Origin of the sequence: Pseudomonas sp. BF-R-01, assembly GCF_019946615.1 — a bacterium.
GTDB classification, from domain to species: Bacteria; Pseudomonadota; Gammaproteobacteria; order Pseudomonadales; family Pseudomonadaceae; genus Aquipseudomonas; species Aquipseudomonas migulae.
This window is the reverse complement of record NZ_JAGYFX010000015.1, coordinates 46,269-66,766: the sequence shown is the minus strand read 5'-3', so window position 1 is coordinate 66,766 and position 20,498 is coordinate 46,269. Positions and strand designations below refer to the sequence as shown.

Annotated in this window: 16 protein-coding genes and 3 tRNA genes; 16 read left to right on the top strand and 3 right to left on the bottom strand. The window is 58.1% G+C overall.

Features of this window, described 5'->3' with window-relative positions; genetic code table 11:
* Positions 1–511: 511 nt before the first annotated feature.
* The 6 genes from KGB27_RS08935 (at position 512) to KGB27_RS08910 (ending at position 5,040) form a co-directional block, all read left to right on the top strand.
* On the top strand, positions 512–1,270 hold the full coding sequence (locus tag KGB27_RS08935) for a carbon-nitrogen hydrolase family protein (protein ID WP_223554047.1): 759 nt from the start codon (positions 512–514) through the stop codon (positions 1,268–1,270).
* Positions 1,270–1,713 (top strand): GNAT family N-acetyltransferase, encoded by a 444-nt coding sequence (locus KGB27_RS08930; RefSeq protein ID WP_223554045.1) that lies wholly within the window; start codon positions 1,270–1,272, stop codon positions 1,711–1,713. Before KGB27_RS08935 ends, KGB27_RS08930 begins: the two co-directional genes overlap by 1 nt.
* 126 nt (positions 1,714–1,839) lie before the next feature.
* Positions 1,840–2,481: a UvrY/SirA/GacA family response regulator transcription factor gene (uvrY, locus tag KGB27_RS08925; RefSeq protein WP_008015884.1), complete on the top strand. Its 642-nt coding sequence runs from the start codon at positions 1,840–1,842 to the stop codon at positions 2,479–2,481.
* Positions 2,482–2,483: 2 nt separating this feature from the next.
* Positions 2,484–4,307, top strand: a complete 1,824-nt coding sequence (gene uvrC / locus KGB27_RS08920; RefSeq protein WP_223554043.1) for an excinuclease ABC subunit UvrC — start codon at positions 2,484–2,486, stop codon at positions 4,305–4,307.
* 32 nt (positions 4,308–4,339) lie between these two features.
* Positions 4,340–4,897: a CDP-diacylglycerol--glycerol-3-phosphate 3-phosphatidyltransferase gene (gene pgsA / locus KGB27_RS08915; protein WP_008029556.1), complete on the top strand. Its 558-nt coding sequence runs from the start codon at positions 4,340–4,342 to the stop codon at positions 4,895–4,897.
* Between the two features lie 67 nt (positions 4,898–4,964).
* Positions 4,965–5,040 (top strand) — tRNA-Gly (locus tag KGB27_RS08910).
* Between the two features lie 135 nt (positions 5,041–5,175).
* Here KGB27_RS08910 and KGB27_RS08905 read toward each other — a convergent pair.
* Positions 5,176–6,114: a LysR family transcriptional regulator gene (locus KGB27_RS08905; RefSeq protein ID WP_223554041.1), complete on the bottom strand. Its 939-nt coding sequence runs from the start codon at positions 6,112–6,114 to the stop codon at positions 5,176–5,178.
* 138 nt (positions 6,115–6,252) lie between these two features.
* Here KGB27_RS08905 and KGB27_RS08900 point away from each other — a divergent pair, with 138 nt between their 5' ends.
* The 3 genes from KGB27_RS08900 to KGB27_RS08890 all read left to right on the top strand — a co-directional run bounded on the left by KGB27_RS08900 (position 6,253) and on the right by KGB27_RS08890 (position 8,922).
* Positions 6,253–7,566, top strand: coding sequence for an MFS transporter (locus tag KGB27_RS08900; RefSeq protein ID WP_008037095.1), 1,314 nt, complete (start codon positions 6,253–6,255; stop codon positions 7,564–7,566).
* Between the two features lie 62 nt (positions 7,567–7,628).
* Positions 7,629–8,378 (top strand): creatininase family protein, encoded by a 750-nt coding sequence (locus tag KGB27_RS08895; RefSeq protein ID WP_223554040.1) that lies wholly within the window; start codon positions 7,629–7,631, stop codon positions 8,376–8,378.
* A 79-nt stretch (positions 8,379–8,457) separates the two neighbouring features.
* A complete protein-coding gene (locus KGB27_RS08890) occupies positions 8,458–8,922 on the top strand; it encodes a RidA family protein (protein WP_223554037.1) in 465 nt (154 codons plus the stop codon).
* 63 nt (positions 8,923–8,985) lie between these two features.
* Here the strand turns inward: KGB27_RS08890 and KGB27_RS08885 are convergent, their stop codons facing one another.
* Both KGB27_RS08885 and KGB27_RS08880 read right to left on the bottom strand, forming a co-directional pair.
* Complete coding sequence (locus tag KGB27_RS08885) at positions 8,986–10,242, bottom strand: OprD family porin (RefSeq protein WP_223554035.1); 1,257 nt, start codon at positions 10,240–10,242, stop codon at positions 8,986–8,988.
* Positions 10,243–10,530: 288 nt separating this feature from the next.
* Positions 10,531–12,270 carry a dipeptidase gene (locus KGB27_RS08880; protein ID WP_223554033.1) on the bottom strand — a complete coding sequence of 580 codons (1,740 nt, stop codon included), beginning with the start codon at positions 12,268–12,270 and terminating at the stop codon, positions 10,531–10,533.
* Between the two features lie 286 nt (positions 12,271–12,556).
* Here KGB27_RS08880 and KGB27_RS08875 point away from each other — a divergent pair, with 286 nt between their 5' ends.
* The 7 genes from KGB27_RS08875 (at position 12,557) to KGB27_RS08845 (ending at position 19,586) form a co-directional block, all read left to right on the top strand.
* Positions 12,557–13,726, top strand: a complete 1,170-nt coding sequence (locus KGB27_RS08875) for a DUF1624 domain-containing protein (protein ID WP_223554030.1) — start codon at positions 12,557–12,559, stop codon at positions 13,724–13,726.
* Positions 13,727–14,064: 338 nt separating this feature from the next.
* Positions 14,065–16,626 carry a nitrite reductase large subunit NirB gene (nirB, locus tag KGB27_RS08870; RefSeq protein WP_223480409.1) on the top strand — a complete coding sequence of 854 codons (2,562 nt, stop codon included), beginning with the start codon at positions 14,065–14,067 and terminating at the stop codon, positions 16,624–16,626.
* Positions 16,626–17,003 carry a nitrite reductase small subunit NirD gene (nirD, locus tag KGB27_RS08865; RefSeq protein ID WP_223554028.1) on the top strand — a complete coding sequence of 126 codons (378 nt, stop codon included), beginning with the start codon at positions 16,626–16,628 and terminating at the stop codon, positions 17,001–17,003. The genes nirB and nirD overlap by 1 nt, the downstream gene beginning before the upstream one ends.
* Positions 17,004–17,043: 40 nt before the next feature.
* On the top strand, positions 17,044–17,484 hold the full coding sequence (locus KGB27_RS08860) for a CBS domain-containing protein (RefSeq protein ID WP_008029579.1): 441 nt from the start codon (positions 17,044–17,046) through the stop codon (positions 17,482–17,484).
* A 251-nt stretch (positions 17,485–17,735) separates the two neighbouring features.
* Positions 17,736–17,809, top strand: a tRNA-Cys gene (locus tag KGB27_RS08855).
* A 195-nt stretch (positions 17,810–18,004) separates the two neighbouring features.
* Positions 18,005–18,091, top strand: a tRNA-Leu gene (locus KGB27_RS08850).
* 172 nt (positions 18,092–18,263) lie between these two features.
* Positions 18,264–19,586 (top strand): tyrosine-type recombinase/integrase, encoded by a 1,323-nt coding sequence (locus tag KGB27_RS08845; protein ID WP_223554026.1) that lies wholly within the window; start codon positions 18,264–18,266, stop codon positions 19,584–19,586.
* The last annotated feature ends 912 nt before the right edge of the window (positions 19,587–20,498 follow it).

Genomic DNA, 20,498 nt, shown 5'->3' with positions numbered 1-20,498 from the left:
CGGAGGCGGCAGGCTGTCCCGAGCGGAGGCTGCTAAATCGCCAGGCGGTAAAACTGTCGTAACGGTAATAAGTGGCGTAGTTCATGTCGTGAATCCTCAAAATGTCTGTGTTGTTGCTAAAAAGTGTGGGGGCTGAAAAAACAAAACCCCCGGTCGGGAGGCCGACCGGGGGTTGAGAATTCTCTGGTGGCGACCCGTTTAAAGTGGGCGCCGTGTGGGTATCAGGCGCGCCAGTGGCTAAACCAATACCCAAAATAAAAGCTGACCGAAGCGCAAACGACATTCACCCGGGCAGCCGCAACCGAGCGCGGGGCGCTGGCGGTACGAAGCTGTGAGAGGGCGTTGAACATGGTCTGTCTCCGATGGATGCGCCGAGCTTACTAGAGGCCGGTACACGGATTCAATCAGAAATTGCTATTGGTTACTGGCGGCGTTTTCTATCGCTTGAGTGCGTCGGCGGTTGTGACACACTCGCCGTTTAAACAAAAACACAACGTCACAAGGACGAACCATGACGACGCTGACCATCGCCGCCGCTCAATCGATCTCCATCGCCGGAGACCTGGCCGCCAATATTGTGTGGCATCAACGCTTCATGCAGGTGGCGGCGGAGCAGGGCGTGCAGTTGCTGGTGTTTCCGGAACTGTCACTGACCGGGTACGAGCGCGGGCTGGCGGCTGAGCTGGCCATTGCTCCGGAGGATGCGGTGCTGCAACCGTTGCGCGATTTTGCGCAGGAAGTCGGCGTAACGACCGTAGTCGGGATGCCTGTTCGTCTGTCGGAGCATTCGCCGGTGTTGATTGGAGCGCTGGTACTGGGCGCCGATGGTTCACTCGAGGTCTACAGCAAGCAGCATCTGCATCCCGGCGAGGAAGTAGCGTTTGCGCCGGGCACTGGCGGTTCGCCCCTGACCATCGGCGGCGATACGATAGCCTTGGCGGTGTGCGCCGATTTTTCCCACGCCAGTCATGCGGCCGCAGCGGCGCAACAGGGCGCCGACCTGTATGCCGCAGGTGTGCTGATCACCGAAAATGGTTACGCCCCCGACACTGCGTTGTTGCAAGGCTATGCCGTCAAACATTCGATGGCGGTGCTGATGGCCAACCATGGCGGTGCGACGGGGGGTTGGGAGTCGGCAGGACGCAGCGCCATCTGGGCGTCGGACGGTTCGCTGATCGCTGCCGCACCTGGCACGGGCAATCTGCTGGTCGTTGCTCGCCGCAATGCTGACAGCTGGACGGGGCGCGTCGTCGCCGTCGCGGAGGCCTGATGGGATTCGAATTACGTCCTGCGACATCGCAAGACCTCGACTTTGCTCGTGAACTGACCTGTACAACCATGCTCCGCTATTACATTCAGCACGATCTGCTGTGGCAGGACGAGGCGTTCGATGTGGCCTGGGCGGGGCGGGAAAACTGGCTGATCGTCCGTGATGATGTACGGCTGGGTTATGTAAGCCTGAGTCGGGACGCAAGGGCCTTGTACATCCGTGAATTACACGTGCTCGAAGCGTTCCGGGGGCGGGGCGCCGGTTCCTGGGCGATCGATCAGGTATTGGCAATGGCGTGCAAGGAACGACGCCCGGCATTGCGCCTGACGGTTTTTGAAAATAATCCGGCGAAAGCGTTATACGAGCGAAAGGGCCTGGCAGTGGTCGGCAAAGACGAGTGTTTCCTGAGAATGCAGCGCGATATCGATGCCTTGCATCGCTGAAACACGCATGAGACAAGCCTTTCAAGATGTATTGAAACTTTTTATATGACGCTTGCCGCTAGGTCTGCCAGTTGCTTTTTGCTAAGGTGTCGGCAACTCAATAAGACCATATCGCGAGGTGTCTGCTTGATTAGGGTGCTAGTAGTCGATGACCATGATCTCGTTCGTACAGGCATTACACGAATGCTGGCTGACATCGATGGCCTGCAAGTAGTCGGCCAGGCTGAGTCCGGGGAAGAATCCCTGCTCAAGGCGCGTGAGTTGAAACCCGATGTGGTGCTGATGGACGTCAAGATGCCGGGTATCGGCGGTCTTGAAGCCACGCGCAAACTGTTGCGCAGTCATCCGGATATCAAGGTCGTCGCGGTCACCGTGTGCGAGGAAGATCCGTTTCCTACACGTTTGTTGCAGGCCGGGGCCGCGGGCTACCTGACCAAAGGCGCCGGGTTGCCGGAAATGGTCCAGGCCATCCGCCTGGTGTTTGCCGGGCAACGCTACATCAGCCCGCAGATTGCCCAGCAACTGGCGATCAAATCCTTTCAGCCGACCAACGATTCGCCCTTCGACGCACTGTCGGAGCGGGAAATCCAGATCGCGTTGATGATTGTCGGCTGTCAGAAGGTCCAGATCATTTCCGACAAACTGTGCCTGTCGCCCAAAACCGTGAACACCTACCGTTACCGAATTTTCGAAAAGCTTTCGATCAGCAGCGATGTCGAATTGACGCTGTTGGCAGTTCGTCACGGCATGGTTGATGCCAGCCTCTGAAAATGACTGACACCTTCGATCCAAGTGCTTTCCTGTCGACGGTCAGCGGACGCCCCGGCGTCTATCGCATGTTCGACAGCGAGGCACGCCTGCTTTACGTCGGCAAGGCCAAAAATCTCAAGAATCGTCTGTCGAGTTACTTCCGCAAATCCGGCCTCGCGCCCAAGACCGCTGCGCTGGTGGCGCGTATCGCCCAGGTCGAAACGACGATCACGGCCAACGAAACCGAAGCCTTGCTGCTTGAGCAGACGCTGATCAAGGAATGGCGCCCGCCCTACAACATTCTGCTGCGCGACGACAAATCCTACCCGTACGTGTTTCTTTCCGACGGTCAGTTCCCGCGCCTGAGCATTCATCGTGGGGCGAAAAAGGCCAAGGGCAAATATTTCGGCCCTTATCCCAGCGCCGGGGCGATTCGCGAAAGCCTGAGCCTGCTGCAAAAAACCTTTTTCGTTCGCCAGTGCGAAGACAGCTACTACAAGAACCGCACACGCCCATGCCTGCAATACCAGATCAAGCGCTGCAAGGCGCCGTGCGTGGGGCTGGTGGAGCCCGAAGTTTATGCCGAGGACGTTCGTCACTCGGTGATGTTCCTCGAAGGGCGCAGCAATGCGCTGACCGATGAATTGTCCGCCGGCATGGAAGAGGCGGCGATCAACCTCGAATTCGAACGTGCCGCCGAACTGCGCGACCAGATCTCGTTGCTGCGCCGGGTCCAGGATCAACAGAGCATGGAAGGCGGGACCGGTGACGTCGACGTCATCGCCGCGTTCGTCAATCCGGGCGGTGCCTGTGTCCATTTGATCAGCGTGCGCGGCGGTCGGGTGCTGGGGAGCAAGAATTTTTTTCCGCAGGTGGGCATTGAGGAAGACGTTTCCGAAGTCATGGCCGCGTTTCTCGGTCAGTACTTCGTCAGCAGCCCCGAGCGCGACTTGCCGAGCGAGCTGATCGTCAACGTGGTTCACGAAGACTTCCCGACCCTGATCGCGGCCATCGAAGAGCTGCGCGGTCGTGAGCTGAGCATCAGTCACAGGGTTCGTGGCACGCGGGCACGCTGGCAGCAATTGGCCGTGACCAATGCCGAACAGGCACTGGGCGCGCGCCTGGCCAACCGCCAACACGTAGCGGCACGTTTCGATGACCTGGCCGACGTGCTGAAACTGGATGAGCCACCGCAGCGCCTCGAGTGCTACGACATCAGTCACTCCAGCGGCGAAGCGACCGTGGCGTCCTGCGTGGTGTTCGGCCCTGAAGGCCCGATCAAGTCCGACTACCGGCGCTACAACATTGAGGGCGTCACGCCCGGCGATGACTACGCCGCGATGCACCAGGCCCTGACCCGGCGCTTCAGCAAACTGAAGGACGGGGAGGGCAAGTTGCCGGACATTCTGCTGGTGGACGGCGGCAAGGGGCAGTTGTCCATGGCGCGCGATGTGCTCAATGAACTGGCGGTGCCCGACCTGATTCTGCTGGGCGTGGCCAAGGGGGCGACGCGCAAGGCCGGTTTCGAAACCTTGTACCTCAACGATGCCGCCCATGAATTTACCTTGCGTGGCGATTCTCCGGCGCTGCATTTGATCCAGCAGATCCGCGATGAAGCCCACCGATTTGCAATTACCGGACACCGTGCCCGTCGTGGCAAAACGCGCCGTACGTCTACGCTTGAGGGTGTAGCCGGGGTGGGTCCGACCCGTCGGCGCGATTTGTTGAAACATTTTGGTGGATTGCAGGAGCTGTCTCGTGCCAGCATCGAAGAGATCGCCAAAGCACCCGGGATCAGTAAAAAGCTCGCAGAGTTGATTTATGCAAATCTGCACAGCGAGTAGAATGCCCCCTCACCTCGTAGCCAGTTGTGCCGATGAATATCCCTAATCTGATTACCGTTCTACGCGTCCTGCTTATCCCGATCTTCATTTTACTGTTCTACCTGCCTTACCAATGGAGCTACCTGGCGTCCGCTTCGGTCTTCGCGTTTGCCGCCGCCACAGACTGGCTGGACGGATACCTGGCTCGTCGTCTGGAGCAAAGTACGCCGTTCGGGGCGTTCCTCGATCCGGTGGCCGACAAGCTGATGGTCGCCGTGGCGCTGGTACTGCTGGTGCAGGAACACGGTAATTTGTGGCTCACGCTGCCGGCTGCCGTGATCATCGGTCGCGAGATCGTGGTATCGGCACTGCGCGAGTGGATGGCCGAGCTCGGCGCTCGTGCTCATGTTGCCGTGTCGAACCTGGGCAAATGGAAAACTGCCGCGCAGATGCTGGCGCTGGTGATCCTGCTGGCAAATCCGTCGGACTTCACGTTCTGGGTCCTGGTGGGTTACGCCTTGCTGATGATCTCTGCGGGCCTGACATTGTGGTCCATGGTTCAATACCTGCGGGCTGCCTGGCCGCATCTGAAGACCGATGTGGAAAAATAAATAAAACTTTTTTGAATCAAGGGGTTGACGGAGCTTCTGGATTCTATAGAATGCGCACCACCAAGACGCGGGAATAGCTCAGTTGGTAGAGCACGACCTTGCCAAGGTCGGGGTCGCGAGTTCGAGTCTCGTTTCCCGCTCCAAATACAGAAAAAGCGCCACTCAATGAGTGGCGCTTTTTTTTGTGCGTTTTTTTTGGTTGGCATTAGAAAAAGAGGCATCAGCCTCTTTTTTCATTCCAGCGATTTCATTGCGCCTATCAGCAAACAGCGCTGAGATCACCGAGAAGCCAATCTGATTCCGTCACCCGACCCAAACATCGGCAAGCGCTGCAACATCCAGTTCAGCAGCTCCTGAGCCGGCGCTGCCAGCGGTCGGCCGGACTTCACCAGCAGTTTCGCTTCCACGCCCAGAAACAGCGGATGGTCGATCAGTACTGCCGCGAGGCTGCCTTGTTCGATTTCCCGGTAGGCAGCGAATTCGCCGAGTAACGAGGCGAAATCTCCGGAGGCCACCAGGCGCTTGAGTGCGGCGAGGGAGTTGCTGACCAGTGCCGGGCGGATTTCGATTTTCTCGGCGTACTCAAGCATCTTGATCGCATGCCCGATACCGAAAGTGGGGGGCGTCAGCACCAGTCGGCAGGTGAGTATGTCCTCGACGGTTGCCGTTCCCCCTCGCACTGCCAACGGATGATCAGGGCGAACCAGCAGCATTACTGGCTGCGATGACGTCGCGCGGTAATCGATTTGCGAATGCGGCGGAGGATTGTAGGCAAGGCCGATGTGCGCACGGTTTTCGGCGACTTCGTTCAGCACGTCGTCGACGGGAAGGATGTCCAGCCGTACATCGAGCTTGGGGTACTGTTTGCAGAAGGGGGCGAGCACGTTGTCGACCAAGGCATCGACATAGCCCTCACTGATGACGACTCGCACCTGGCCCTGTTGCAGGCCTTTGATCGCTTGAAGCTGGTCTTCGAGCTTCTCCTGGTGTGATCGATAACCGCGCCAGAACTCCAGCAAGTGCGCCGCCGCCTCGGTGGGCTGCACGCCGCGTGCCTGGCGCTCGAACAGTTTTGCGCCCAGTTCCTCTTCCAGCAGCTTGATCTGGCGCGTGATAACGGAGGGCGACGTATTGATGCTGTCCGCCGCGCCACGAATCGAGCCGTGGACCAGCACTTCATGAAAATACCGCAGCCGTTGTTGGTTGATCTCGCGCATCCCGGGCCCTCTCGCCAGAAAGTTTGTGTTGCCTGTAGGGCAACGATACACGAACTTAGTTGCTCTTGCTGGGCCTGCGGTGCCGGTGCAACATTCTTTGGCAAGAACGCAGACCAACAAGAATAATTGGAGACTCGCATGTCAACCTTACTGACACCGGCAAGCAGTGATGCCGTTTCTGCCCTTTACCGCAAGCTCAATTGGCGGCTGTTGCCACTCCTGTTCATTTGCTACGTCTTTGCGTATCTGGACCGGATCAACGTCGGCTTCGCCAAATTGCAGATGCAAAATGATCTCGGACTGTCCGATGCGGCCTACGGAGCGGGCGCGGGTATTTTCTTTCTGGGGTACGTGCTGTTTGAGTTGCCGAGCAACCTGATGTTGCCGAAGGTGGGGGCGCGAAAAACCTTCAGCCGCATTTTGGTGTGTTGGGGCATCACATCGGCCTGCATGCTCTTTGTGCGCAACGTGCCGATGTTTTATGCGATGCGTTTTCTGCTGGGCGTATTCGAAGCCGGTTTTGCCCCTGGCATGATCTATTACCTGTCTTGCTGGTACGGCCCGAAGCGTATGGCGCGGGCCATTGCGATCGTGTTTATTGCCGGCCCCATCGGCGGCATTATCGGCGGTCCGCTGTCTGCCTGGCTGATCACCACGTTCGAAGGCGTCGGCGGTCTGGCCGGCTGGCAATGGATGTTTTTGATTGAAGGTCTGCCTTGCGTGTTCCTTGGCATCCTGACCTATTTCGTACTCTCCAATCGGCCCTCGGAGGCCCGATGGCTGAGTGTTGAAGAAAGGACACTGCTGGAGAGTGAACTCGGTACATCGTCGGGGCGAGCCCATTCGTTCCGGGCGGTGTTGCGCGACCCGAAAATCTACATCCTCGCGTCAGCCTATTTCTGCATCATCTTCTCGATCTACGCCATGAGTTTCTGGCTGCCGGCAATCCTCAAGGCTCAGGGCGTCAACGACACCATGCAGCTGGGTTGGTATGCCGCAATTCCTTATGTCGCGGCGGCATGCGGCATGTACTGGATAGGGCGTCGGTCCGACCGGGTCGGCGAACGACGCTACCACTGCGCAGTCCCTGCGGGCATTGGCGCCATCCTGTTGCTCATGTATCCCTTTGCCGACGGCAACCTGATGGCGTCGCTGGTTCTGCTGACCGTGGCGACCGCCATGATGTTCATGGCCTACACCGTGTTATGGGCGATGCCCTCCGAGCACATCAAGGGTGATGCGGCGGCGGGAGGCATTGCCTTGATCAACACCATCGGGCTTTCCGGCGGCTTCTGGGGGCCTGCGGTGATTGGCTGGGCAAAAACGGCAACCGGCAGCGCCAATCTCGGCATCGTCGTTGTGGGCTGCGTCTTCCTGTGTGCAGCGTTCGTGATCCTTGCCACCAAACGGCAACCGCGTGAGCGCCCGGTTTCTGAATTCAGCGCGGGTTGATCAACCGCCTCCCACTTGATCAGTCGTGTTCCGAAAGGAACCCTTTTAAAGAGAAAACCCACATGCTTTTACACCTATCGACCTGGGCCGAGATCGGGAAATTCCTTGAACGCAGCCGCACCATCGTGATCCCGATCGGCTCCAATGAACAACACGGTCCGACCGGCCTTTTGGGGACCGACTGGATGTGCCCCGAAATCATTGCGTGCGAAGCGCAGAAGTCGGCAGACATCCTGATTGCGCCGACTTTTAACATCGGCATGGCCCAACACCATCTTGGATTCCCCGGGACCATTTCACTTCGTCCTTCGACGTTCATCGCGGCCATTGGCGACTGGGTGCGTTCGTTGGCCGCTCACGGGTTTGAAAAAATCCTCTTCCTCAATGGCCACGGCGGCAACGTCGCATCGATTGAAGCGGCGTTCTCGGAGCTCTACGCCGAAGCAAGCTTCGCTCGACGCCCTGCGGGGTTCGCGCTGAAATTGTGTAATTGGTGGGATCTGGAGGGAATCGGTGAGTTGGCGCGGGAGCAGTTTCCTGAGGGGCACGGCATTCATGCCACGCCGTCCGAAATTGCCGTGACCCAATGGGCCTACCCGGATTCCATCAAGTCCGCCGAGTACTCGCCGCAGATCGCTCCGTGGGGGCCGATTCGCGAAGCACTGGATTTCCGCGCACGCCATCCGGATGGCCGCATGGGTTCGGATCCGTCCCTGGCCAACCCGGACAAAGGCCGTGCTCTGGTGATGATGGCAGCGCAGAGCCTGGTGCAGGAAGTCGACGCCTTCAGCCGCGAATCGATACCCGGCTAAACAACCGGATCAACCGTTTTTCAACTAGCCCAGCGCCCGGAAGTTCCGGGCGTTGGCACGTTCTATTCGAGGAAAACCCATGATTGAACATGATGTTTATACCCGCCTGAAAGACCTCGGTATCGAGTTGCCCACCACCGGCGCTCCCGCTGCTGCCTATGTAATGAGTGCGCAGAGTGGCAACGTCGTTTACCTGTCCGGCCATATCGCGAAGCAAGGCGGCAAAGTCTGGGCAGGAAAGCTGGGCGAAACGCTGACGACACAGGAGGGCTATGTGGCCGCACGTTTGACCGCCATCGATTTGTTGGCGACGCTGCACGCGCATCTTGGCGATCTGAATCGGGTCACGCGGATTGTCAAAGTGCTGAGCCTGGTGAATTCAACGTCCGGTTTCACCGAGCAGCATCTGGTCACGAACGGCGCCTCGGAGCTGCTGGCCGAGGTGTTTGGGGATAAGGGAAAGCACGCGCGCTCGGCATTCGGTGTGGCACAGATTCCGTTGGGTGCCTGTGTCGAAATCGAGATGACCGTGGAAGTCAGTTGAAGGCCGGGTAACAGTAAAACCTGTGGGGGCGAAGTGATTCGCCCCCACACTTGTTTTTAGAAATCAGAACAGCGTCCAGGTGTAACTGATGATCAGTCGGTTCTCGTTGATATCCGTGCGGTAGTTGGAGCGTGCCACCGCATTGCGCACTCGCACGCCGAGGCCTTTCAATGGGGCTGCCTGGAAGGTGTAACTGAGGTCGAGGTCACGCTCCCGATCTTTGCCTTCATAGCCCATCCCCGTCTTCACATTGTCGCCAGTGACATAACGTGTGCTGGCTAGCAGGCCAGGCACACCGAGGGCCGCGAAGTCATAGTCATAGCGCAGTTGAAAGGAGCGCTCATGGGTAGAGACGAACTCGTAGGTCGGCAGTTCGTTGCCAAGGGCGCTGACATTGAGAAACACGCGAGGAAAGGGGCTGTCGCCGTACATGCCCTGGTAACCGGCATAGAACGTATGGCCACCGAGCTTGGCCGATAGCAACGAGAAGAAGGACTGGTTGTCGACCTTGCCTACCAGTTTGCGACCTTCTTCCTGAGCGTCGTAGTAGCCAAGATTGGCGCCCAGCACCCAACTGCCCACCGGCACACTGTGTTTCAAACCGAAGAAGTTCTGCTCGTAGATATCTTCCAGTCGGGAATGCCAGGCACTCACGGTGGTGCGGTTACTGTTGAGCGCGTAATCGCCGCCCACGTAGTTGAAGGCATCACTCGACACTTGCCGTTGCGGCTTGTTGCCCAGCAACGCCTGGAGTTTGCTCTCGCCGGCTTCATTGCGCAGGGTCGTAGAGGTCAAATGCCCGGCTTGCAGCGTCAGGCCGGGGATTTCGCTGCTGGTAATGCTCGCGCCCTGATAGGCCGGTGGCAGCAAACGGATGTCGCTGAAGACCAGTGTCGGCAGGTTGGGTTGCAGTTCACCGACCTTCAGCTCGGTTTTGGAAACGCGCATCTTCGCCGCCAACCCGAGACGACCATAATTGTCAGCGGCATGGCCATCGTCCTTGACCGGTAATAACCCCGAGTTGACCCGGTCCGGGCTGCTGTCGAGCTTGATGCCGAATTTGCCGATGGCATCCAGGCCGAATCCTACCGGCCCGGGTGTGTAGCCGGATTTGAAGTTGAGGATGAACCCTTGGGCCCATTCCTGAGCCATCGATTTTTCCGAGCCTCGGATATCGGAGAAGTCTCTGCTGAAAAAATAGTTTCGGGTTTGCAGGGTAGCGGTGGACTGTTCGACGAATCCGCTGTCGGCGGCTTGGGCAAGGTTGGCGCCAGCCCCGGTAAACAGCAGTACACACAGTTTGCCTTTGTCTCTGGTCATAATTTAACTCTTGTTTTTATTAGACATGACTCTCCCGTAGGCCCTCTGTCGGGGCTTGTGCGCGTGCGGGGGAGGTAAGACAGCCGGCAGGATGTGGCGCTCGCAGCCGCTCCGGTGTCGAGAGCGATGCTCGCTCCATTGACCAATGGCAGCAAGAGCAACTTTATTCAGAGATCGTTGCTCTGGAGGCAACGATGATGGCAAGGCGTGAAAAGACTGCTTCAGGAAAGTGGGTCAGGACGTTGTAAACGTCGGACCCGCCAGAGCAGCGGGTCCGAAGGGGAGGGCTTAGAGTTTTGGCAGCTGGCCGATGCGCCCGAACATCTCGGTCACGATTTGAAGGTCCAGCAGGAACTGGTCGACGGTCTTGAACTCGTTGTCGGTGTGGCCGGTGTATTTGACTTCGGGTCGGGCCAGGCCGAACTGCACGCCGTTGGGCAGTTCATGGACCGAAGTGGCGCCGGCCGAGGTGCCGAATTTGTGTTCCATGCCCAGGTTTTCGCTGGCCACGGCGAGAAGCGCCTTGACCCATTCACCCTCGGGATTGCGGTACATCGGTTCGGCGATCGAGTAATCGAAGGCCACCGCAACCTGGGATTTCTTGCTCCAGGCGTCCAGCTTGTCGGCGATTTCGCGCTTGAGCACTTCCGGGGACTTGCCCTTCGGTACGCGCAGGTTGACCGCGAGTTTGAAGGTGTTTTCATCCATCCCGACAAAGGTCAGGGAGGTGGTCAACGGCCCCATGAACGCATCGGAAAAACCGACCGCCAATTTGCCACCCAGATAATCGAGCCCCCAGTTGTCGGCAGCGTAGCGGGCCGCGTCGGTGATGTGGTTGTGCTTGAGGGCGACCTTGCCGTCGAGGCTGTTGATGAACACCAGCATTCTCGCCACCGGGTTGATTCCGGACTCGGGCTCGGAGGAGTGGGCGGAAACGCCGGTGACTGTCAGCGTGACGTCTTTGCCGACGACCTTGGCCGTCACCTCGAAGTCGCCGCCATTGCGCTTGGCGTACTCGGTACCGGCCTTTTGCAGGCTGGCGGCCAGCTCGGCGGGTTTGTCACTCAGCAGGGTGGCGACCGACGCCGACGGAATCTGGTTGGTGGCCAGGCCGCCAGTCATCGAGACGATTTCAGCACCCTTGCCGTCAGCCTTGCGCTTGGGGAAGTTGGCCATGACGGTGCCGTAGCCTTTCTCGGCGATCACCACCGGGTAGCCGCCATCCAGCGCCAGGTTGTAGTTCGGTGTGGGGTTGTGTTCGAAGTAATAGGGGATGGCGTCGCCGCTGGTTTCCTCGGTGGTGTCCACCAGCAGTTTGAAATTCCTCGCCAGCGGCAGCTTTTCTTCCTTGATGACTTTCATGGCGTAGAGCGCCACCACGATGCCGTTTTTGTCATCTTCGGTACCACGGCCATACATGCGATCGCCAATCAGGGTGACCTTGAACGGATCGAGGCGGGTGCCGTCTTTCAGGACCCAGTTTTCCGGTGTCACGGGCACCACGTCGGCGTGGGCATGAATGCCCACCACTTCATCGCCGCTCCCCTCGAGGGAGATTTCATAGACGCGGTTGTCGACGTTGCGAAAGGTCAGGTTGAAGGCCTGGGCCAGGCTCTTGATCTTGTCGGCGATCTTGATGAATTCAGGGTTGTCGTGCTGGGCAACGCCGTCCACGCGGAAGGTCGGGATGGCCACCAGTTCGCGCAGCGTCTCGGTGGCGGCGCTGCCGTATTTCACCCGCGCATAGAGGCCGAGCAGGCGATGGATTTCGTTCTGCTGGTCGGCGGAAAGGCTCTTGTTGTCGAGGAAGGCAGAGATTGCCGTGCCGAGGTCGTCGGTTTTGGCCAGGTCGCTCTTGGCCACGCTTGTCAGGAACTGCCTGAAATCCGTGATCGATGCGTCACTGAACGTCTTGAGAATGGCCGCGCCTTGCTGCGGGGTGATGTTGGCGTGCGCTGCTGAGGTGAACGACGAAAGACTGGCCAGCATCAACGTTGTCGCGGCCAGGTGCTTGAGTGAGAAGTCCATTGTTGAAGGCATTCCTTTGCAGGTGTCTGATTAATGAAACAAAACATTTCAACATTAACACTGTAGGAGCGAGCCTGCTCGCGATGGTTTAAAGGACGCTGCGTTTACCCAGGCAACACGCGTTTTCGTTAACGACCATCGCGAGCAGGCTCGCTCCTACATGGTTTCCTTCTAAATGTGCACAAACTAAAAAAATGCTTTGAGATGTTATAGGGTAACAATATAAGGTGCCCGGCAGGCTGTCCTGCGGGACACGTTTATTCACCCCTTGCGTTGTGAAACATCCATGACCCTTGCACCTTCTCGCTCCACCGGCACGGCAGTTGGCCGGCTTCTTTCCATCGATGCATTGAGGGGCATGGTGATTCTGTTCATGCTGCTCGATCACGTTCGCGAAACCTTTTTCCTGCATCGGCAAGTGTCCGATCCGATGGACATCACCACGACCGAGCCGGCGCTGTTTTTTAGTCGCACGCTCGCTCATTTATGCGCGCCGGTCTTCGTGCTGCTCACCGGTCTGTCGGCCTGGCTGTACGGTGAGAAGTACGCCGGCAAGGCCGACGTTTGCAGCTTCCTGTTCAAGCGAGGGCTGTTTCTGGTGGTGCTTGAGTTCACCCTGGTGAACTTCGCCTGGACGTTCCAGTTTCCGCCGACCGTCATTTACATGCAGGTGATCTGGGCCATCGGCTTGAGCATGCTGGCCCTGTCGGTGATGGTCTGGCTGCCGCGTCCGGTGTTGCTGCTCCTGAGCCTGGCGATCATCGCCGGTCACAACGTGCTGGACGGTCTGCATTTTCCGATCGAATCGGCGATGCACGTGCCATGGGCGATTCTCCATGATCGCGGCTGGATCGAACTGTCCGAAGGGTTTCGGCTGCGCACGTCCTATCCGGTGCTGCCGTGGATAGGAGTCATTGGTTTGGGTTACGCCATGGGCCCGTGGTTCGGGCGAGCGGCGCAGGCCACGGGGCGCCAACGCAAATTGCTGCTGTGTGGCGTTTTGGGGCTGGCCGGTTTCGTCGCACTGCGGCTGCTCAACGGCTATGGCGAGAAGCCATGGAGCGTTGGCGATACGTCCGTGCAAACACTGATGAGTTTTTTCAACATCACCAAATACCCGCCGTCGCTGCTGTTTATTGCGCTGACCCTGAGTCTCGGATGCTTGCTGCTTCTCTGGTTTGAGCACTTGCAGAAGAGTCGATGGTTGCGTCCCTTGACGGTGTTTGGATCAGCGCCGATGTTCTTCTATCTGTTGCACCTTTACGCACTGAAGGTTTTGTATCTCATCGCTGTAGCGCTGTTCGGATTGAATCAGGGCGCGTACTTCGGTTTCGACTCGGTAGGCGCGGTTTGGATCGCCGCAATCCTGTTGGCCATTGCGCTTTATCGCCCGGTCCGGTGGTTCTCCGGGCTGAAGGCCCGACGTCGCGACATCGCCTGGCTCAAATACCTGTAATGCCCATGAATGCACTTTTATAAAGCCGTGAGGCCTCGGTCTGCACTATGCGAAGGCAAAAGTCTGGAGCCTGTTCGCTGCTCGCGCCTGAAAAACGCTGAGCAATCAGCGTTTTCGCGATCTGGCACAAACACTGCAATACACCGGACAGGCCCACCATAAACGCAGTCGAGTGGGCAGCCCCCTCGGTCAACGACGATCGAATCATGGGCAACATCGGTGGATCAGGCATAGACGTCTGGTGCTAACACCGCAAAAGAACAGGCAAAGACGCCTGGAACCGCAAGGTTTCAGGCGTTTTTTTTTGCTTTTTGAACCGTTTTAGCCGGGTGCTTCTTATGAATTCCAATGTTGCCGCGTTGAACAAAGTGCAAACGCTGATCGTGATCGGCAATGGCATGGTCGGACATCATTGCGTCGAGCAGTTGATTGAGCGGGGCGCGCTTGACCAGTATCGGCTGCACGTCTTCAGCGAGGAGCCGATGCGTGCCTACGACCGCGTGCATCTGTCCGAGTACTTCTCGGGGCGTGATGCCGAATCGTTGGCGCTGTCCGATGCGTCGCTTTACCAGACGCCGGGCGTCACCCTGCATTTGGGTGTGCCGGTGCTGGAAATCGACCGCACCCGTCGCCAGGTGATTACCGCGCAAGGCAGCATCCCTTACGACAAGTTGGTGTTGGCCACCGGCTCTTATCCGTTTGTGCCGCCAGTCGAAGGTGCCGAAGGCGATTCGCGCCTGGTGTATCGAACCCTTGAAGACCTCGATGCGATCCGTGCCGCAGCAGCCAATGCCCGACGCGGCGTCGTGGTCGGCGGTGGCCTGCTGGGCCTTGAAGCCGCCAATGCCCTGAAAAGCCTCGGCCTGGAAGCGCATGTGGTGGAATTCGCCCCGCGCCTGATGCCCGTGCAGCTAGACACAATGGGTGGGCTTGCGCTCAAGTCGCAGATCGAAAGACTCGGTGTCGGTGTGCACCTGTCGCGCTCTACTCAATCGATCAGCGCGGGCGAGGAATATCGCTACCGCATGAACTTCGCCAATGACGAGTTTCTTGAAACCGACCTGATCGTGTTCTCGGCGGGCATCCGCGCACAAGATGCGCTGGCCCGGCAATGCGCGCTGGAGATCGGCCCGCGCGGCGGCGTAGTGATCAATGACGAATGCCTGAGCAGCGATCCGGACATTTACGCCATCGGCGAATGCGCCTCCTGGAACGGCAGTCTTTTTGGCTTGGTCGCGCCGGGCTACCAGATGGCGCGCGGTGTGGCGGCACGTCTGTGCAACGACACGGCCGAGCCGTTTCTGGGCGCCGACATGTCGACCAAACTCAAACTGCTGGGCGTTGACGTCGGCTCCATCGGCGATGCCCATGGCAACACGCCAGGCGCACGCAGTTATCAGTTCATCGACGAAACCACGGCCAGCTACCGACGGCTGGTGGTGGATGCCTCGGGCAAGCATGTCATCGGCGCGGTGCTGGTCGGCGACAACAGCTACTACGACACGCTGCTGCAATACATGCAGAACGCGATTGCCTTGCCGGGGGAACCCGCCAGCCTGATCCTGCCGTCATCCGAAGGCGCGCCGACCCTGGGCCCGGGCGCGTTGCCCGAATCGGCCACGGTTTGCTCGTGCCACAACGTCACCAAGGGTTCCATCTGCTCGGCCATCGATGGCGGCTGCACCGACCTGGGCCTGCTCAAGTCTCAGACCAAGGCTTGCACCGGCTGCGGTGGCTGCGCCGGCCTGCTCAAGCAAGTGTTCGAACATGAGTTGATCGCCCGGGGCGTCAGTGTCGACAAAAGCCTGTGCGAACACTTTGCCTATACCCGTCAGGAACTGTATGCGCTGGTCCGCGTAGAAGGGGTCATCACCTTCGAAGAACTGCTGGCCAAACACGGCCGTGGCCACACCGGTTGCGACGTCTGCAAACCGGCCGTGGGCTCGATTCTCGCGTCGTGCTGGAACCAGCCGATCATGGATGCATCGCTGGTGCCGTTGCAGGACACCAACGACACCTTCATGGCCAACATGCAGAAAAACGGCACCTATTCGGTGGTGCCGCGCATTCCCGGCGGCGAAATCACCGCCGACAAACTGATCGCGATCGGTGTCGTGGCGAAAAAATACGACCTCTACACCAAAATCACCGGCGGTCAGCGGATCGACCTGTTCGGCGCGCAGTTGCATGAATTGCCGGACATCTGGGCCGAGCTGATCGAAGCCGGTTTCGAAACCGGGCACGCCTACGGCAAATCGACCCGGACGGTGAAGTCGTGCGTCGGCAGCACCTGGTGCCGTTATGGCGTGCAGGACAGCGTGCAAATGGCCCTGACCATCGAGGATCGTTACAAGGGATTGCGCTCGCCGCACAAGCTCAAGTTCGCAGTGTCCGGTTGCACCCGTGAGTGCGCCGAAGCCCAGAGCAAAGATGTCGGCGTGATCGCCACCGAGAAGGGCTGGAACCTCTACATCGCCGGTAACGGCGGCATGCGCCCGCGCCACGCCGAGCTGTTCGCCACAGACCTGGACGATGCCACGCTGATCCGCTACATCGACCGCTTCCTGATGTTCTACATCCGCACCGCCGACAAACTGCAACGCACCTCGGTGTGGCGCGAAAGCCTGGAGGGCGGCCTCGACTTCCTCAAAGAGGTGATCATCAACGACAGCCTCGGGCTCGGCGCCGAACTCGAATCGCAGATGCAACTGGTGGTCGACCGCTACGAATGCGAGTGGGCCAACGCCCTCAAAGACCCGGAAAAACTCAAGCGCTTCCGGACCTTCGTCAACGATAAACGCCCGGACCCGGACATCCATTTTGTCCAGGAACGCGGCCAACGGCGCCCGATCATGGCCGCCGAACTCAACCTGATCCCTGTCACCGAGGAGATTGCCTGATGAGCCAGTCCACTACCCAACGCATCGATTCCCTGGCCGACAGCGATGTCTGGCAAAACGTGTGCGAGCAGCAGGACCTTGTCTCTAACTCCGGCGTCGTCGTGTGGCTCGACGGCGCACAAGTGGCGCTGTTCTACCTGCCGGGCGCGGAGGGGCGAAGCCTCTACGCCATCGACAACCATGACCCGCAATCCGGGGCGAACGTCATCGGGCGCGGGCTGGTCGGCAGCATCAAGGGGGACCTCGTGGTTGCTTCACCGATCTACAAACAGCATTTCCGTCTTGAGGACGGCAGTTGCCTGGAGTACCCGCAGCAACGTTTGCGGGTCTGGCCGGTGCGGCTTAACGGCGGCGTGGTGGAAGTCGGGCTGGCTTGAGGTCAAGCATCGGCAATGAGCAACGATAGCGGAGGCAACCATGAAAACAGCCGCACAGCTGCTGAAACTGAAGGTCGTGCAAAACCAGCACGTGCATAGCATTGCGCCAGACCAGATGGTGCTTGAAGCACTGAAAATGATGGCCGAGAAGAATGTGGGCGCGCTGCCGGTCATCGAAGCGGGGCAGGTGGTCGGCGTTATCAGCGAGCGCGACTATGCGCGCAAAGTCGTTCTACAGGGACGCTCCTCGGTCGGCACGCCGGTGCGCGACATCATGAGCGCGCCGGTGGTGACAGCCGACAGTCAGCAGAGCATCGAGCGCTGTATGGAAGTCATGACTGACAGCCACCTGCGGCATCTGCCGGTGTTGGATAGCGGCGAGTTGATCGGGTTGTTGTCGATTGGCGACCTGGTCAAAGAGGCAATTGTCGAGCAGGCCGATTTGATCCGGCAGTTGGAGTACTACATTCGCGGGCACTAAGCGGGCCGGGGGCATGCTGAAGCCGTATTGGCGCGCGCGGGCGAAGCGTTGAGCCTGCGTCGCAACATGCAAAGCACCCGGCAAATTTTTTTTGAAATCAAGGGGTTGCCAGCCTTCGGAAATCAGTACATAATTCACGCCATCGAAAGCACTGACCGCTGAAAAAGCTCAATGTTTTCAAGGAGTTAGATCTAGATCTTCTCCAAGACTGTACGCGTTTGGTGTTGTGCTACATGACATCAGATGTTTGAGGCCGAGTAGCAAAATGGTTATGCAGTGGATTGCAAATCCACCTACGCCGGTTCGATTCCGACCTCGGCCTCCACTTTAAACAAGCTCCGTAGATCGATGATTTACGGAGCTTTTTTATTTGCGTTGCCCTGCAAGATTTAGTCTTGAAATGGGCGTTTGCAAACTTGCTTCACCGGGACGGGATGTATATATTTCGTCCTCTGCTGCACAGGCGTCAGAACTGACAGATCATCATTTGTCAGCCATCAGACTGCCTGACCGCGCTACCGCCCGAATGGCGAAACTGGTAGACGCATGGGACTTAAAATCCCCCGCTCGTAAGGGCGTGCCGGTTCGATTCCGGCTTCGGGCACCATCTTGCATTCCACAGAGCGCTTTTGAGTTCTTTGGAAGCCTTGAAAAACCTGCCTTCTGGCGGGTTTTTTCGTTTTAGCATTCCGTCGGATTCTTGTCCAATCTTCTGGAATCCGGTCATTTAGAGGGTAAAGTTAGGGGTAGTCTTTGGTTCGATTAAGGATAGTACCCTTATGTCGCGCACAACTGCTCCGCTTACCGACGCTGCTTGCCGTTTAGCCAAGCCAACAGACCGTCCCTACAAGCTTTTCGACGGCGACGGTCTCTATCTCCTAATCCAAACCAATGGCCGTAAAGGCTGGCGTCTCAGGTACGTAAAGCCTGACGGCCGGGAGGGGTTGACCTCCCTCGGCAGCTATCCTGTGATTGGCCTTGCCGATGCGCGCCAGAAGCGTTTAGATGCGAAGCGAATGCTCGCAGCCGGCATTGATCCCGTTGAGAGCAAGCGTAAAGCCAAAACGGAAGATGCTGTTAACGGCCGTACCTTTGAAAGCGTTGCGTTGGACTGGCACAAGAACATGTCGGCCAGATGGACACCCGACCATTCCAAGAATGTGTTGAACCGTCTGAAAAACTATGTTTTCCCGTTTATCGGTGCCCGCGCTATTGCTGATCTCGATACTTATGATCTGATGCAACCTTTGGAGGCGATCAGAAAACGAGGAACGATTGACGTCGCCTTAAGGGTACAAAGATACCTGCAAAGTATTATGCGTGAGGCAAAACGCCTTCGTCTTATTCCGATAAACCCTGCGTACGATCTTCAGGGCCTGATCAAAGCGCCGCGAGTCTCCCATCGGCCTGCATTGCCCCTATCACGCCTGCCTGAATTGCTGGCACGAATCAATGCCTACAAGGGCCGAGAGCTGACCCGGCTGACGCTCATGCTGTCGCTGCACGTGTTTGTTCGCTCGAGTGAATTACGTTTCGCTCGCTGGTGTGAGTTCGACCTCAAGCGTGGCGTATGGGAGATCCCGGATACTCGGCCGGAGCTAGAGGACGTACGCCATTCAACGCGGGGGACGAAAATGGCGGGCGATGTTCATCTTGTGCCTTTATCGCCGCAAGTTGTGGCCGTGCTTGAACAGATCCACACCCTCACAGGCACATTCGACCTGGTATTTGCCGGTGATGCTAGGGCCTGGAAGCCGATGTCAGAAAACACCGTGAACAAAGCGTTGCGTACCATGGGGTACGACACGAAGACGGAGATTTGTGGTCACGGCTTCCGCTCAATGGCATGCAGCGCACTGGTTGAGTCAGGGCTGTGGTCAGAGACGGCTATTGAAAGACAGATGAGCCATCGAGAGCGGAACAGCGTTCGTGCCGCCTACATTCACAAGGCAGAGTTCATTGAAGAGCGCAGGCTGATCATGAACTGGTGGAGCCGGTACCTTGAGGTCAATCTTCAGGAGCATGTCACCCCTCACGAGTTTGCGAATCAGGCCGACGAGAATGTTACTCGGTTAAACGTAAAACGTAGCGCAATGAAGTAGGCGTACCGGTAATGCTTTGTTGGGGGGGGCGATTAAAAGGTCGTTCGCCAATTGATGTCCTCACTTCGGATAATTTCGACGTGACCACGCGGTTCGTGTGCAGTGCCCTGGGCTCAAGCTGAGGTGTTAACTTCGAGCGGTGGCAAAGGATGTTACCGTTACAGTTGAGTGCTTCTGATGGTCGTTTGTTGTTCTTCGAGTTGCCACTGGAGGGCTGGACTTCACATGCCACCTGAGGCATCGGGAGAAACTCGAAAAATGACGGTCAGCATCTGATTTCTACGGGCTAATGATCACGATATGCTGCCCTTGAGTCGGATTTTTTATTGCGCAGGAGAGCACCAGTTGACAATATCTCGCCCCCACACTCTCTTATCAGCTCTCCATCCCTCTCATTTGGTGGCTGCGTCTCGGAGAGGGTGGGTAACCCGGCCTTCGTGTCGGGTTTTTTATTTACAAGCCAACTACAGCCCTGTGAGTTCACGCCGCTTTTGGCCCTTTTTCGCGCTGCCTTTGGCACCAATCCTGTCTCCTGTCTGATATTTCTCTTCCTTTCTCCGCTTTTTCGCATGTCAGATAGCCTTGCCAAACGCCCTGTTTCCGGGCGATTAGGGTGTTTTTCCTCACCTGTTCCGCGGCGCGAAACCCTGGAAGCTCAGTTCCGATTCTTCGTTCTTAAAGGTCACCATCCCAAATCAGCGAAACCGGCTGTACGTCACGCGGGCCGTGCCTTTGAAGACAAACGGAAGCAGCGAAAGCACCTTTAGGCCGGACTTCCGATTGTGCGCTAGGGAAACGGAACAGAGCGCGGGGAAGCGGGGGAGGGTGGTTGGGCAATCGCCAGGTCTGTGGAAGGTCTCTAGTCGCCGGCCGAGCCCTTTGATCACAAGGCCCAGGGGCCGATTTGGAATC

What these genes read in the sequence shown, in the direction of transcription:
- KGB27_RS08935 (WP_223554047.1), top strand. Translation starts at nt 512, where the DNA reads ATGACGACGCTGACCATCGCCGCCGCTCAATCGATCTCCATCGCCGGA.
- KGB27_RS08930 (WP_223554045.1), top strand. Translation starts at nt 1,270, where the DNA reads ATGGGATTCGAATTACGTCCTGCGACATCGCAAGACCTCGACTTTGCT.
- uvrC (WP_223554043.1), top strand. Translation starts at nt 2,484, where the DNA reads ATGACTGACACCTTCGATCCAAGTGCTTTCCTGTCGACGGTCAGCGGA.
- pgsA (WP_008029556.1), top strand. Translation starts at nt 4,340, where the DNA reads ATGAATATCCCTAATCTGATTACCGTTCTACGCGTCCTGCTTATCCCG.
- KGB27_RS08905 (WP_223554041.1), bottom strand. Translation starts at nt 6,114, where the DNA reads ATGCGCGAGATCAACCAACAACGGCTGCGGTATTTTCATGAAGTGCTG.
- KGB27_RS08900 (WP_008037095.1), top strand. Translation starts at nt 6,253, where the DNA reads ATGTCAACCTTACTGACACCGGCAAGCAGTGATGCCGTTTCTGCCCTT.
- KGB27_RS08895 (WP_223554040.1), top strand. Translation starts at nt 7,629, where the DNA reads ATGCTTTTACACCTATCGACCTGGGCCGAGATCGGGAAATTCCTTGAA.
- KGB27_RS08890 (WP_223554037.1), top strand. Translation starts at nt 8,458, where the DNA reads ATGATTGAACATGATGTTTATACCCGCCTGAAAGACCTCGGTATCGAG.
- KGB27_RS08885 (WP_223554035.1), bottom strand. Translation starts at nt 10,242, where the DNA reads ATGACCAGAGACAAAGGCAAACTGTGTGTACTGCTGTTTACCGGGGCT.
- KGB27_RS08880 (WP_223554033.1), bottom strand. Translation starts at nt 12,270, where the DNA reads ATGGACTTCTCACTCAAGCACCTGGCCGCGACAACGTTGATGCTGGCC.
- KGB27_RS08875 (WP_223554030.1), top strand. Translation starts at nt 12,557, where the DNA reads ATGACCCTTGCACCTTCTCGCTCCACCGGCACGGCAGTTGGCCGGCTT.
- nirB (WP_223480409.1), top strand. Translation starts at nt 14,065, where the DNA reads ATGAATTCCAATGTTGCCGCGTTGAACAAAGTGCAAACGCTGATCGTG.
- nirD (WP_223554028.1), top strand. Translation starts at nt 16,626, where the DNA reads ATGAGCCAGTCCACTACCCAACGCATCGATTCCCTGGCCGACAGCGAT.
- KGB27_RS08860 (WP_008029579.1), top strand. Translation starts at nt 17,044, where the DNA reads ATGAAAACAGCCGCACAGCTGCTGAAACTGAAGGTCGTGCAAAACCAG.
- KGB27_RS08845 (WP_223554026.1), top strand. Translation starts at nt 18,264, where the DNA reads ATGTCGCGCACAACTGCTCCGCTTACCGACGCTGCTTGCCGTTTAGCC.